The 14,033-nt window shown below is 64.2% G+C and carries 8 protein-coding genes and 1 tRNA gene; 4 read left to right on the top strand and 5 right to left on the bottom strand.

Annotation, left to right across the window (positions count from 1 at the left end; genetic code table 11):
- The first annotated feature begins 376 nt into the window (after positions 1-376).
- Positions 377-466: transfer RNA gene (locus QRN07_RS01965), tRNA-Ser, on the top strand.
- Positions 467-557: 91 nt separating this feature from the next.
- On the opposite strand, the gene QRN07_RS01960 is transcribed toward QRN07_RS01965, so the two are convergent.
- Positions 558-1,070 carry a hypothetical protein gene (locus QRN07_RS01960; RefSeq protein WP_285240240.1) on the bottom strand — a complete coding sequence of 171 codons (513 nt, stop codon included), beginning with the start codon at positions 1,068-1,070 and terminating at the stop codon, positions 558-560.
- Positions 1,071-1,101: 31 nt separating this feature from the next.
- On the bottom strand, positions 1,102-1,749 hold the full coding sequence (locus QRN07_RS01955; RefSeq protein ID WP_285240239.1) for a hypothetical protein: 648 nt from the start codon (positions 1,747-1,749) through the stop codon (positions 1,102-1,104).
- 70 nt (positions 1,750-1,819) lie between these two features.
- Here QRN07_RS01955 and QRN07_RS01950 point away from each other — a divergent pair, with 70 nt between their 5' ends.
- Positions 1,820-2,071 (top strand): hypothetical protein, encoded by a 252-nt coding sequence (locus QRN07_RS01950; protein ID WP_285240238.1) that lies wholly within the window; start codon positions 1,820-1,822, stop codon positions 2,069-2,071.
- 810 nt (positions 2,072-2,881) lie between these two features.
- Here QRN07_RS01950 and QRN07_RS01945 read toward each other — a convergent pair.
- The 3 genes from QRN07_RS01945 to QRN07_RS01935 form a co-directional block, all read right to left on the bottom strand.
- On the bottom strand, positions 2,882-3,307 hold the full coding sequence (locus QRN07_RS01945) for a hypothetical protein (protein ID WP_285240237.1): 426 nt from the start codon (positions 3,305-3,307) through the stop codon (positions 2,882-2,884).
- Positions 3,301-9,057: a DUF6531 domain-containing protein gene (locus QRN07_RS01940; protein ID WP_285240236.1), complete on the bottom strand. Its 5,757-nt coding sequence runs from the start codon at positions 9,055-9,057 to the stop codon at positions 3,301-3,303. Before QRN07_RS01940 ends, QRN07_RS01945 begins: the two co-directional genes overlap by 7 nt.
- A gap of 239 nt (positions 9,058-9,296) precedes the next feature.
- Positions 9,297-9,569 carry a pyrophosphorylase gene (locus QRN07_RS01935; RefSeq protein ID WP_231686007.1) on the bottom strand — a complete coding sequence of 91 codons (273 nt, stop codon included), beginning with the start codon at positions 9,567-9,569 and terminating at the stop codon, positions 9,297-9,299.
- Positions 9,570-9,816: 247 nt separating this feature from the next.
- On the opposite strand from QRN07_RS01935, the gene QRN07_RS01930 reads away from it, so the two are divergent.
- Positions 9,817-12,672 carry a hypothetical protein gene (locus tag QRN07_RS01930; protein ID WP_285240235.1) on the top strand — a complete coding sequence of 952 codons (2,856 nt, stop codon included), beginning with the start codon at positions 9,817-9,819 and terminating at the stop codon, positions 12,670-12,672.
- Positions 12,669-14,012 carry a hypothetical protein gene (locus QRN07_RS01925; protein WP_285240234.1) on the top strand — a complete coding sequence of 448 codons (1,344 nt, stop codon included), beginning with the start codon at positions 12,669-12,671 and terminating at the stop codon, positions 14,010-14,012. Before QRN07_RS01930 ends, QRN07_RS01925 begins: the two co-directional genes overlap by 4 nt.
- Positions 14,013-14,033: the final 21 nt, after the last annotated feature.

The following is a 14,033-nucleotide window of genomic DNA, read 5'->3' as shown; positions in this document are numbered from 1 at the left end:
GTTCCGTCATGGCGTCCGCGAGCGAGCCAACCACCACACCCACTGGCCCCGCAACAGCCCCGGAAACGGCAGCCGGAACCGGGCCCGTCCCGTCCGTCTCTGGAGCTTCCTTACTGTCCATAACCCCAGCATAGGAAGGGGGTACGACAATTTCCGACGGGACGGGGGCTATGTGCATAACCATCAGAAATCGAGCATTCTCGCGCCTGTTCCAGTCCAGCAAGGCTGGTCCGCATGGTGAGTGTTTAAGGATGGCAACTACTGCTTACTAGTGCGCCCCTCACTGGTGACGGCCACCAAAGCCGCAGCCGCCGTCGTCCGCTCTCGGGCAGCCGTTTTGGGGTTGCGCCCCTGACTCCGGTAGCCTATTCAGGTTGGTGACGTGTCCGAGCGGCCGAAGGTGCAACACTCGAAATGTTGTTTGGTGTAAAAGCCAACGTGGGTTCAAATCCCACCGTCACCGCCAGTGAGCAAGGCCCTGATTCCTTTACAAACAGTGGGAATCAGGGCCTTTCTCTATAGCGGGGGTCAGGCAAGGAATCCGGGCTAAGGTACCGTCACTTGCGTTTGCTGCGAGCCAAGCCGGCAAAGGCCGCCAGGCCAATCAGCACGCAGAGCGCCCCCAGGAAGCCGCCGAAACCTTTACCCATCGGCCCGGCGATCAGGACAAGCCCAAGGCTGAGGCCGGCCGCACCTCCGCCCAGCCGCCAGGCACTTATGGCTCTTGCATCCGCCACCCGGGTCGAAACCCCATATTTACGGGGCACTCCCCTGGACTTCGGCGGGTCCGGATTTGTGCGCGTGGGTCCGTCGACGACCCGCCCGGCCTGGTCAATCCAAAGCCCGGGCCCTACCTCCGGGCAGTGCGCATGGACTGCGTCACTAACGGTCGCGAAGTCAGCCGGTTGGCCCCGGTACATCACCTGGGGAAGCCGCTCGTCGAAATCCAATTGTCCGGATGTCCGGATGGCATCGTAGCGAATCAGCCGCACCGGCCGCCGCAGCCACCTTGACGGCTCAATCACAGCCGTGGCACGTACAGCAACGACGACTTCCGCGGGTTCAGGCACGGGCTGATTCCTCCACGACGGTCAGCGGCACTTACGAGAGCTTGACGAGGAACTGGTTGTAATCGGCAGCGTTGAAGTTGGCGACGATCATGCTCGACGGGTTCGCGTGCTCGACGGGCATTTGGAGGATCACTTTGTCGGTTACAGAAAAGCCCTTCTCCGCGGGAGGCGCAGTCGAGGCGCCCTTGGGCAAGGTGGATACGTTGTTAAAAGTGGTCCCGTACTCGTCATCAGTACCGAAGGTACCGTCCCAGTTCTTGTTCACCACGGAGAACTGTGTTCCACCTTTCTCAGGCGTTGCACCGTTGTACTTCCAGGTTGCCGTGAACGTCACCCAGGTGTTGCCCGGATCCGGCGCCACCTTGGAGGCAATGCTGTCCATGGCTTTGATCTCCGCGTTAGCATCGAGATTGACGCTGTCGATCACCAAGGACCAGTCGCCGTCGGTCATTTCTTCACCGATACTGTATGGGTTTGCCAGTGTCCCCTCCTTATCGCCCTTTGGCCAAACCGGTTCAGGCGTGGGGGCGGCTGCAGGCGCCGTGGCCGGTTCGGCTGCCGGCGTTTCCTTGGCGGGGGACGCGCACGCGGAAAACGTAAGCAGTGCCGCCAAAGCGAGTGCACCGCCTGCAAAAGTGCGGCGGAAGGAAGTAGAGCGGGTTTCTTTTACACGTTGCATGGTCTTTACACTATTCGATCTACAAACCGTCCTGGGTCACCCCCACCGGCGCGGGCGAAGCATCTCGGCATTGGTCGATCCAACGCCTGACGGTAGAGGCAGTGATTACCTGCCGACCCGGCGTCAAACAACGTCGATGATCCACAAAGTTTTGCAGCACTTAGTCAGCAAGCTACCCATCGCTAATTCCTCAGCAGAAGAAATTTTGGTCGATTTTCGCCGCGTCTCAGAAGTATCCCCGTCGCTCACTGCACAGCCTCCCCATCTCCTGATCGAAAAGTTTCCCGCATGGAACTTTTATGCTTTGAACGGCATCCCCTAAGTGTGCTCCATACGTTGCGCGACTGTGCGTCATTCGTGCCGGACCTGATGACATTCCGGAAGCTCCAGTGGCTGGGATTGAGCTGCGCAAGCCGACTGACCAATTCCCCAATTGCCAATAGAGACTGCTCCTACACAGACGGGAAGGCGCACGAACCTAGTCGACCAACCTATATTTCTGGGCAGTAGGAATGGCTTGCTGAATGTCCCGCAAAATCACACGCGAGTACCATCCGATTTCGAATTCGTACATACTTCCGACTTTGAATGAAGCCGCTATTGCATCTTTATTGTTAAATGTCAATCCGTTGAACACTGATATTTTTCCACAGTCCGTCGTTTCAACCAGGATTCCCGCGCTTGAGGCCGACCCTCTGGATCCACCAGAATTTGTGTTGGGTTTGACCGAAGTAACCTCACAGCGAACACTCTCAATTCCAACGGACTCCCAAAACGGCATAAGCATTACAAAGAGACCAGCTAGGAGTACCAGCCCGCCGGCCAGACTCCAGTACCATTTCAACGTCGGCCTTCTGGCGGGCCCATCCGGATCAAATTTCGTCTTAGAAGTCATTAATCCTGCAAATAGTAGCAATTATTGGGACACGACTAATCGAGGCTTCCGCTTGTGCCAATTGGGGAGGCCTCGAACAGTTTCGTTTGCAAGCTCACCAGCACACCGGACCATATGCCGCGAAGGAGTGAGTCATCCAACTGCGATTTGCGGGACTCCCTGGTTGACGGTTCAAACTGTCTTTTTATTTCACCGATTGTGCCGTCCCAGCTCAGTCATCAATGACTGAGCAAACCATTAACTCTGGTATCCACCAGCCACAAGAATCGCATTAGCCATAGTCCACTGAACCAAAATGCAAATTAAAAGAAAAGCTACTGCGAGTACGTATCCCCGGATCCGGCCTGCTTTAGTTCGCGGATTCTTATCCGGCCTGCTTACCGCCCGCCATATACCGAAAATTGGTACTAAAACAGGAGCCATTGCAATTTGCATCGGGATACCATTGCCGCTTCGATTGTATTTTCCGTCATACGGCATACGCGTTTCCCAAGGTACATTCATAAAAACAAAAACAGCTATTCCAAGACACGCTAAAATGGCACAAATGCACATGAGACTCAGATTGGTGGCATCTTTCTTACTGACTTTGAGCTGGTCCGCACTGAAATTACTTCCATCAAAAGCGTCCGCAATACCGGAACCTTTATTTCCACTCACCACGGGCTCGCTCCAGTTCCTTGATTGACCACTTCGCCGCTGACAAACTTCACGCTTTCAACGATAGCTCCCACGTGGGCGCCCCCATACGCAGAAAGACTGTGCGTCATCCAACTCGGATTGGGAGCCATTTCTGAAGCTCCTGGGAAGTGGGATGTGGCCGCGCCGGCGGTACCGTCAAATAGCATCTCCGCAAGGCCGTAGTCCTCACCCGTTATGACGTTATCCAAGGCACCCCCGGCAATGGAGCCACCAGAAGCCACCGCATATTGAACCAGGTGCGACTCGAGTCGCTGAGTAATAGGCCCGGCCAGATATCCCGCTTGGGAACTCACGGCGCCACTTACGAAGCCGTTCGTAGCCGCCCCGCCGACACCTGCCAACGACCATTCATCACGGGGATTAGTGACAAAGTACATTCCAGTGTTTCCCAGGCCACCCGAAACGCCGTTGGTGACTCCGGCCCGGACCATCTGCTGACCCGGCAGTTGGGACACGTAACCTCCGGCGGTTGAGCTGACCCGGGAAATACCTGATGTCACTGCAGTTCCAACCCTCGTCCCCGCACTGGCAACAGCCGTTCCTGCCCTGCTCGCACCGGACGCCATGGCCGAACCAACCCTCGTACCGACGGCCGAGACCGCAGAACCGGCCCTGCCGGCATTAGCCAGCGCCGCTGAACCCGCACGTCCCAGGGCCGGCAGCACACGGGTACTCAAAGCTGTCCCCACGCGGCCGACACCCGATGCCACAGCACTGCTGACTTTGCCGGCCAACGGACCGGCAACGATTCCAACGGCACCCGTCAAAGCGACCTGGCCCCAATTCACGGAACCCGTGGTCGCCTTCTGGATAATCGTGTCGGCGCCCGCCCCAATCAGTGCCATGCCCACAGGTCCCCCCACGCCAGTGGCCATCAGCACGCCACCGGCAATCACCATGGCACCGCCGGCGAAATACTCCCAGTTATCGGCCATGAAGTCCCCGGCAGCCGCCATCGCCCCACGAGTGGAACTGTCGTACGCATTCAGCTCATCGTCCGTCAACGGCCTGAGCCCCGTGGGGTCCGTCGTGTTCAGGGGGTTGTTGCCCGCATACGCGTATGGGTTCCCATCCCACCCGGCACCAAGAACCGGAGCCAACGGATCCGTCGAAAGGAACCCACGGCTCGCAGGATCATAGGCCCGGGCGCCAAGCCACTCCAGCCCGGCAATATCCACACCGCCGCTGCCGGTCAGCGTGACGCCGGCAGGCAGCGCACCCGCAAGACCGCCCGCGGCATTTCCAGGAATGGGATCCGGAACGGCCGGAGCCCCCACTACAGCCCACGGATCAGCCTGATCCGTGGGCCGTGCAGCCCGCCAGCCCGGAGCAGCCCAAGCCTCCCCCACACCCGTCACACCGCCCGGCAGCGAAAGAACCTGCCCGCCACCAATCCCAGCCAGCGCAGGAACCGGATTGGCCGTATCCCACCACAAATCACAACGGTCGACGGCGGCAAGCTCACCCAGCGCATCAACCCACAACGAGTGCCGCGACACCTCAGCCCCGTCACGGTCCCGGACCACAGAACCACTCAGCAGCCCGGTGGGACCCCACGCGTAGTCGGTCCAGGAACCATCCGGACCAATCAAACGCGTCCGCCGGCCCAAACCATCATGGACATACTCGGTCCGGGACCCGTCAGGTTCCGCCACGGACAGCAACTGCCCAGCAGCGTCATAACCATAAATCCGGGATCCACCCGGGACGGTTTCACGCAGAAGCCGCCCACCGTCGTCGTACTCCCACGCCAAAACCTCAGCGGGGGACTCAGGTTTTCCGGCACGGTTGGTGGCGGCGGAGACCATCTGCCCGGCGCCGTCGTACCCGTACCGGGTGACCGCACCGGACCGCGTCAGTCCCGTGATCCTGCCATCACCATCGCGGCCGATCATCGTCACATCAGGGGCACCGTCACCCGACCGGTCACGCCTGATGTGCTCGGACAGCGCACCGTTGCGGTAGGCCCACTCCTGCACCAGGTCCCCTGCCGTTGCGGAATTCATCCGGCCCGCAGCGTCGTAGCTGAAGGACGCCTCCCCCAGCAACGGATTACCAACAGCCGTGATCTGCCCGGCAGCATCACGGGCGTACGTTGTGGTGGTCCCGTAGGCGTCGGTGAAGCTGGTCCGGTGCCCGTCAGCATCGTATTCCCAGGACAGGCCCTGGGAACCACGGGTCCGGGAGGTCAGCCGCCCGCACCGGTCAAAGCCAAGCTCATGCTCGACGGCGAGCCCGTCCGGTCCGGTGTAATCGGTAATTACAGCGCGGCGCCGCAACAGGTCGCGGCTGATGGTGGAGATCAGCTTCCCGTCCACCGAGGTGCTGGCTTCACGGCCCGCGGCGTCGTAGGTCCACGTGGTGGTGTGGCCCTCCGCATCCGTTTGCGAGAGCTGCCTGCCGGCAGGGTCGTACGTGGCCGTGGCCACGCGGCCCAGCGGGTCCGTTACCGAATCGACAAGGTCCGTGACCGTGTAGGTCCTGGTGGTCACCCCACCCAACGGGTCGGTGATCCGGACCAGCCTGCCGCGGACGTCGTACTCGAACAGGGTCCGCCCGCCCACGCCGTTTACGGACTCAGTAAGCTCACCGGCGACGTTGTATTTGAACCTGCGGGTGCCGTACCAGGTGTCCTGTGAGAAGGTGAGCCGCCCGCAGGAGTCGTAGCCATAACGGGAAAGCCCCTGGCCCGGGGTGCGCCGCGCAATCAGCCGCCCGCCGGCGTCGTACTCAAAACTCTCCACCTCGCCCGTGGGCAGGGTCCGGGAACTGATCCGCTGGTCCTCGTCGTAGGCCAACTCCGTGACCGCGCCGAGCGGGTCGGTGGTGCGCCAGGGACGGCCGCAGCCATCGTATTCGTACCGGGTGACGGCGCCACCGGGTGAGGTGACCGAGGTGACCTTGCCGGCGATGTCCCGGCCCAGGACCGTCAGCCCACCGTTACCGTCCACCAGCTCCACCGGGTTGCCGGCGGCGTCGTACGTGACCAGCTCCGCTGAACCGTCAGCGGCTTCCAATTTGGTGGGCCGGCCGAACTCGTCAAAGCGGATGGTGGCGGCGCCAAAGGCCTCCGTCAGGGTCGCGGTGCCCGCTTTGCGGTCAGTGGCCGCGTCGGTGCGGACACCTGTTGGGTCCACCACCGCGGTCAGCGCGCCGACCTTGTCATACTCCCGGGTCCAGTCGTGTCCGGCCGGATCGGTAACACCTGTCAGCCGGGAAAGCGCGTCATGCGTGAAACCCCAGGATGCGCCGTCGGGCAACACCGCTGAGGTAACGTTCCCCAGTTCATCAAAAACCCGCTCAACAGTCCGGCCCAGGGGGTCTATGGTGCGGATCAGTTCACCGTTCGCGGCGTACTCCAGTTCGGTCCGGCCGCCATCCGGGGCCACGGACGCCGTGACACGCCCGGCGGGATCATGCTCGAAGGCCCACACGGCCCCGTCCGGGTCCTCCCGCCGGATCAGCATGCCGGCATCGTTGTAGCTGAAACGGGTTTCGGCGCCCGAAGGGGTTACCGCCTTCACCGGCCGCCCTGCCTGGTCCCGGACGATCCGGGCAACATCGCCCGCCGCGTTGCGGGTGGCCACCAAGTCCCCGAAGGAGTCGTACTCAAACCCGATCTGGACCCCCACCGGGTCGGTGACCTGCGCCAGCTGGCCGTCCTGCCACTCCAGCTCGGTGCGGCCGCCCAAGGGATCCAGGACCACTGCAGGATCCCGGGACAGCTCATCAGCGTACTCGTATGACACCACAGCGCCCGAGGCAGTCACCAACGTGGAGATCCGGTCCCGGTCATCCCAGCCGTAGGTCAGGTCCGCGCCTTCCGCCGTGACGGTGCGGGTCTTGCGGCCCCGGTCGTCATACGCGTGCACCGTCACTGCGCCGTCGCGCTCGGTGAACGACACCAGGTTTCCGTGCGCGTCGTACGCCATCGACTGGCGCTGGTCATGGGAATCCAGCACCCCCACCAGGCGGCCCTTCGCATCCGCAATCCAGGAGTTGGAGCGGGTACCGTCCTCATCCGAGACCACAGTGACCCGGCCCGGCAGGTACGCAAACCGGACGCGGCGCCCGTGCTGGGTGACCTGCAGGACCACCCGGCCGGAGGCATCGTACGTGTTTTCCGCTTCCAGGACACCGGCTGCGGAGTAGACGGCATCGATCAGGCCGGCCTCGTTCCACCGGTACGTCCTGGTGCCGGCCTCCGTGCCGACGCTGACCAAACGGCCATGGGCGTCGTATCCGTATTCGACCCGGCGGCCATCAGAACCACGCACGACGGCGGCGCGTCCCGCCGCGTAGTCAACTTCGAGGAAGCGGCCCCGCACGTGGTCAAGCCTGGTCACCGGGCCGGTGCCGGCGCCGTCGGCCGGTACTTCCCGATGGACCGAAACAGTCCGGCCCGGCCCGGAACCAGTGCCCAGCCATGTGCCGGCAAGGCTGTGTGCCCACCAGGTGCCCTGGTTATCGCGGACCACCAGAAGTTCGGAGGTGCCCGCAGGCACGGAGCCCAACTCCGCAAAGGCTGCGGCTGCGGCGGGCTCGGTGGTGAGCCAGTAGTTCTCCCCCACACCCCGGCTCCACCCGGCGCCCTCGCGGGGGAAATCCACGGCGCGGCCATCAGCCATCACCCAACGGCAACCCTCATTGGACAGCGCCAGGTGCTGGTCCAGGACAGAGGCCCACCCGGGGCCAAACACCCCGTCCCGCTCCAGGCCGGAGCCAAGCGAGTTGTACATCCTGGCCAGCGCCAGGTTCGACGACGCACCGGCAAACGCCAGATCCGACTCCGGCTCGATGAAGTTGCCGGTGGCGGTGTTCACGGGATCGTTGGCGTACCCGCTGGTGGGCATGGCGCCGGCCGCTGTGGGCGGGTCGATCGCCAGCGAGGAACGGGTGGCGCTCACGCCGGCAGCGGCCAAGGCCTCGTTCACTGCCGCATCCGACACGGTGGAAACGGCACCCTCGCCGCCCGCGGCCGCAAAAGCATCCGCCACCGTGGTGGCCCAGATGGCATCGTTTTCATTGGCCTGCAGGTACCGGCGGTAGGCGCTGATCACGCCGGAGGCGTCGATGGAGCCCCAATAGCAGGCGGATGCGAAGGAGGACATCTGCCCGTCCAGTGAGCCCGGCTCTGCTGCCAGCGAATCGTCCAGGCCCCTGGATCCGGCTGCGAAGGAGCGCAGGTCCTCGGGCTTGGCCGAGGAGGTGCCACCGCCGTACCCGCCGCCGGGAGCCGGGTTGTCCCGGGAGCCCAGGTTCGCGGACGCTGAGCCGAAGGTGGGCGCCGGGCCGGGGTCGGCGTTGGGCCGTTCCTCCTCGCCAAAAAGCCAGTCACGGGCCTGTTCAAAACCGTTACGGTCGTTGTGTTCCCGGACCCATTCATTGTTCCGCCGCCGGCGGTCGTCTTCGTCGCGTGCGGCGTCGATCATCTGTCCCACATAGCCGGCGACGGTCCGCATGGCCGCAGCCAAGGCTTCCGCGTCCCCGGCCGCCGTTGTGGCGTTTGCCGCGAACAGCTCCGAGAAGTGACCCCTGAACTCAGCTTTTGCCGTGGAAACATACGAGGCCCGCGATCCGGCCTGCCCCTCAACCCGCGACGCCGCAGATTCGAAAACCGACTGCACACCTTCGGCCACGGCGTAGCTGAACCGCCCGCCGTTGGACGCATCCGACGCCGGCAACAGCGGCACCTCAACGAATTCGGTCACAACCAACGCCCCCCACTGAGCCAGAACAGAAACAATAATCATTGACAGGACAGAAAACGCTGACCTGCCCGGGACAAATCACCAGGCAGCGAAAGCGGTCCCCTAAACCCAAAAACCGGACCAGGACAACCCAGGACCGGACTACAGCAAACCAAAAATCACACGGGACCGGCGCAACGGCCGGGCGGAGATCCCATTCAGTGGAACCCCGGCCCGGCCATCACGCCCGAATTTGCAGGCTAAGCCCCGCCGCCGGCTGAGAAGATGTCCTGGGAGATCTTCTCCAGCTGCCCCCGCAGCTGCTCCAGCTCTTCCTTGGCCTTATCCAGGGCGGCCTTCGTCTCCGGCCAAGTGGACCCGCGGAACTGCGCGGCGAGCGGACCGTCCCAGATGTTCGGGTCGGACAGAACCCGGCCCTGCGCATCCAGCGCGGAAATCTGGTCCGTGAAACCGCCGTTGATGATCGACTGGACCTGCCCGATGGCAGCCTTCGCTTGCTCAGTAGACAACACACGCGACATAAGAAATTTTCCTCCCCAAAAAAAATTAACCAGGACATCGCCGGCCACAAAGTCCGGCGACCAGACAGCATGACGCTACCAATTCACGCCATTAAATCCAACAAAAGAACAAACAAATGTTGCAGGTCATGACGGCAGTAGGCTGAGCACACAGCCGGCGGATCCCAGATTAGTCCATTCGCAAGCGCAACCCCGTATATCCTTCTTGTTGGCACCGTGAACGATTGAGGGGACAATCATGCCCAGATGGACCAATACTGACCAGCGAAACAGGGAACGGCGCATGGCGCCGGGCCGGACGTTGGGGGCACTGCTTGTCACCTTGGGGCTCATTGCCACAGCGTCCTGCACACCGCCGCCCGAACCGGAACCGGTAGCCAACCCGGTCAAGCTCCTGCAAAGCGTCCGCGTGGGCCTTTCCGCGGCGGCAGGGGTGCAAACGATTGAGGGCACCACCATTTCGGTGTCCGCAGCCGGCGACTCGTCCGCGGCGGACACAACGTACAAGGCTGCCGACGTGGTGGGCGAACTGCCGGTCCGCGTCAGCCTGCAGTACCGGGCCGGCGAGAAATCCGGTTCCGACCTTTCCGAGCTGCAGGGACACACCGGTCCCGTGGAGATCAACCTGACGTTGGAAAACCTCACGGTTAAGCCCCGGCAGGTCCAGTACGACGCAGCGGGCCAGGCCCGCACCGATACCGCGTTGGTGGGGGCGCCGCTGACCATCGCGGCCGCCACGAAGCTCGCAGGAGTGCGGGCCGACGACGTCACTGCAGGGTCCGCGGACGGGGCGTCCGGTACCAACGGCGTTCTGAGCAGCACCGGGGATGGTGCCACAGTGGTCCAGTGGGCCACCGTACTGGCACCGCCGCGGTCCGGCGCCAGCACCACACTGCGCCTGGTGGCTGATGTCCGGGATTTCCAGGTCCCCACCTTCGATGTTGCGGTCCAGCCGGGCCTCAACACCGACCTCAGCGCGGACGGCGTCCTTGCCGGCGCTTTCTCCTCCGGGACCGGCTCCGAGCTTGAGCTGCAGCGCCGCACCATCTCGCTGGTCTCGGACGTCAACACGGTCCTGACCAAGGCCGGCTCCACCATCACCGACGTCCGCCGGAACCTCCAGGTGACCTCCCAGACCCTGGGTGCCAAGACCGCCGGCGAACTGAGCACCAACTCCAAAGCCCTGGCCGACACCATGGTGGACCTCAAGGGACAGCTGCAGCGGCTCGGCACCGACCTGGAGTCCGCCACCAAATCAACGCAGTCCACCACCTCGGCACAACTGAAGGTGACGGTAGCCGCCGTCGACGCAATGCTGGGCGACACCACGACGGTACCGCCAACAACACCCATCACAGGCGAGGGCTGCACTGCCGATGTCGCCAAATCCGGCTCGTCCGCCACGGTCTATTCCAGCATCCAGACCATGGCCTCCCAGCTGGATGCCTACGCCAAGGTCAGCACGGACTGCCGGGACCTGGTGGCCGGGGCCATCAAGGCAACGATGGGCCCGGAGAACCCCACCATCGAAGACTGCGCCGAGCAGGGTTCCATGACCTGCTCGCTGCTGGGCTCCGCCATCACCGTAACCGGCGCCCTCCTGGGCCTGGTGGCCAAGGGTGATGAGCTGGTGGCCGGACTGCAGCCGCAACTGGTGGAAAACGCCATCAAGGACCAGGCAGCGTCCACGGCCACCCTCAAAGAAGTCCGCGCCAACGTCACCGCCGTCCTGGCCGGGGCCACCACCCCGCAGGATTACAAGGCGGCCCTCAAAACCGTGGACAACGAACTGAAGGCCGCCCGTAAGTCCGTGACTGCCACGCTGGACGCAACAGGAACAGCCCGCGGCAAAGTCAATGCCCTGCGCGACAAGCTGGTGGCCATCAGCGAAACCGCCGCGGACGCCCGCAGCGAATACGCGGACGGAACGTTGCTTGAGGGCTCGATGAGCCTCCAGGTCCAGCAGCTTGCCGATCAACTGTGCGAGATGGCTGACGGCAACTTCCCCCGCGGCGGCCGGCTTGCCGCCGGACAGGTGGAACGCCTGCGCTCCTACCTGACGGACGTTCCGTGTAAAACCGAGGACGAAAAAATCGTACCGGGGAAGATCGGGCTGCCGGACGGCTTCGAGGCGCCGCTTGATGCGCGGTTGGAAGACCAGTCCGATGCGTGGGACGAAGTCCTGACCGCTACGGACACCTCGTCTGTGGACGCAGAAATCGGCCAGGCTTTCGCCGCCATTGAGGAGGCAGCCGCCGGCACCAACGCCGGGCTGGACGCCGTCGAAATGGCTGTGCAGGCGCTCGACGGCGCCGCCACGGGAGGCGTCGACGGAACCAGGGAAGACCTCGAGTCCCTCGCCAAAGCCTTCGACGAAGCCATCGGCTCCTCGGCGCAGGTGGGTACAACGCTGGGAAAGCTGAAGGAACAGCAGGACGGGCTTGGCGACAAGATCACCAAGTCGTTCGGCGACACCTTCAAAAGCACCACCGCACAGGTTCAGAAGCTGGTGGACGAACAGGTCCGCCAGGTCGCTGAAATCGGCGACGCCGGCTCCACCTCTGTGGTGACGGCCTTCAACCGCTCCATTGCCGGGCTGAAAACCACCTCTGACGAAGTGGTCAAGGATGCCGGGGCCACGGTGGACAAGCAGCGCGGGGAACTGCAGGAACAGGAGTCAGCGCTTGCGGCTTCGCTGGCCAAAGGCACCGAAGCTTCGCTGGAACGCATCGCCTCCAGCACGTCCGGTTCCACCCGCGACGTTGAAGGTGCCAGCGCATTGCTGTCCTCCAGCCTCAACAGGGTCATGCTGGACCTCGGCGACAGGTCGGTGAACGGTTCGGGCCTCCTGGGCTCAATGGCCACCAGCGCCGCCAAAGCGGACACCGCTGACTACCAGCTGGCCTTGGCTTCCCAGAACGCCGAAGGCTACGCCAACATCCGGTCCCGGGACGTGGCAGGGCTCCTGCTGCGCCAGGCCCAGTTCAAAGCCTCCCTCACCGCGGTGGACGAACTGCCGCCGTTCCACTTGGAAGTTCCTGCCGGCGCCACGTCGCAAACCCTCTACACCCTGAAGATCGGCGGCACCGCATGAGTTCGCGCAGCAGGCTCATTGCCCTGATTGCCGCCGGCGCCGCTGTGGTTGTGGTGGCCGCCGTCGTCCTGTCCCTGGTGCTGACCCGACCCAAGGAAACCCCGCTGCCTGACCCGGTAGCTGCGACGGTTCCCGTTGCGCTACAGGCCGATGGACTGCCCAAGGACGCCTCTGTGGGCGTCATCCTCACCCTGGGCCAGTCCGGCGAGCCCGGGTCGGAATACAACCGGGCAGCCCAGGGTGCAGTGGTGGCTGCACAGCGTTTTGCGCAGGGCGGCACTCCGGTGGCCCTCCGGGCCGAGAATGACAGGGGCACGGAGGACGGCGCCCGCGCCGCAGTCCAGGCCCTGTCCGGGCAGGGGGTGTCCGGCGTCGTGATCACCAGCACCGGGCCGCAGGCCCAGGCCGCGGCGCAGAAAGCTGCGGAGCTTGGCCTCCCGGCAATCCTGCCCTACACCGAACCGTCCGCCGCCGCGCCCACCACCTGGACCACCGGACCCACGGCAACCGCCGTGGACACTGCCCTGCAAAGCGCGCTGGCGGGAAAAACCAGGGTGCTGATCGTCGCGGACGGCGCGGCTGCCCCGGCATCGGTCCGGAGCGTGCAGGCACTGAACCTTGAAAACTTTGCTGACGTCGCGGAGCTTGCCCAGGAAGCCGCCGTCCAGACCGGCGACCAGTTCCGGCCGCTGGCCGAAGACGCCCCGGAAGGCACCGAACCGGTCAGGGTCGCCGAACCGGCAGACGCCCTGGTGGTCTCCGCGGCAACCCCGCAGCGCCTCGCCCGCCTCGTCCAGGCCCTGCAATCCCGCGACGTATCCGTCCCGATGGTCCTGCCCGCCGGCGCCGCCACACCCGCATTCGCCACTACCCTCGCGGAACTGGACGGCACCGCCTCAGGCCAACTCGTCACCGTTACCCCCGCTGCAGGCGACGCCACGGCCCTGCAACAGGACGCCCAGGGCCGCGGCATGTCCGCGTTCCTGTCCGCCGTCCGCCTGACGGCCGGCAACACAACCATCACCAATTTGACCGGAGATGCCCCCTTCTCCGCCGATGCGTGGGCAGCAGACGCCCGCAGCCACGACGCCATTGTCGCCCTTGTCCGGGCCGCGGCCCTGGCCGGAAGCAGTGAGCCCGCCAAGGTTGGGGCGGCCCTGGGCACCCTGTCCTTTGGACCCGGTGAGGGCCTGGCCGGCCCGGCCCTCGACTTCTCCCGCCCCGCAGCCTTGACGGCACCGGCGGTTCCCGCCTACGCCTCCGCCCAGGACCTGGGGCTCCGGCCACCGGACGAGGCAGCGCCGCGCGTTGTCTGGGTACCCGCCCCCGCGGGTTCCTGACCCACCTGCCCTGACCCGCCC

The organism is Pseudarthrobacter sp. MEB009 (assembly GCF_030208875.1).
Lineage (GTDB): Bacteria > Actinomycetota > Actinomycetes > Actinomycetales > Micrococcaceae > Arthrobacter.
This window is presented reverse-complemented; position numbering and strand designations above follow the sequence as displayed.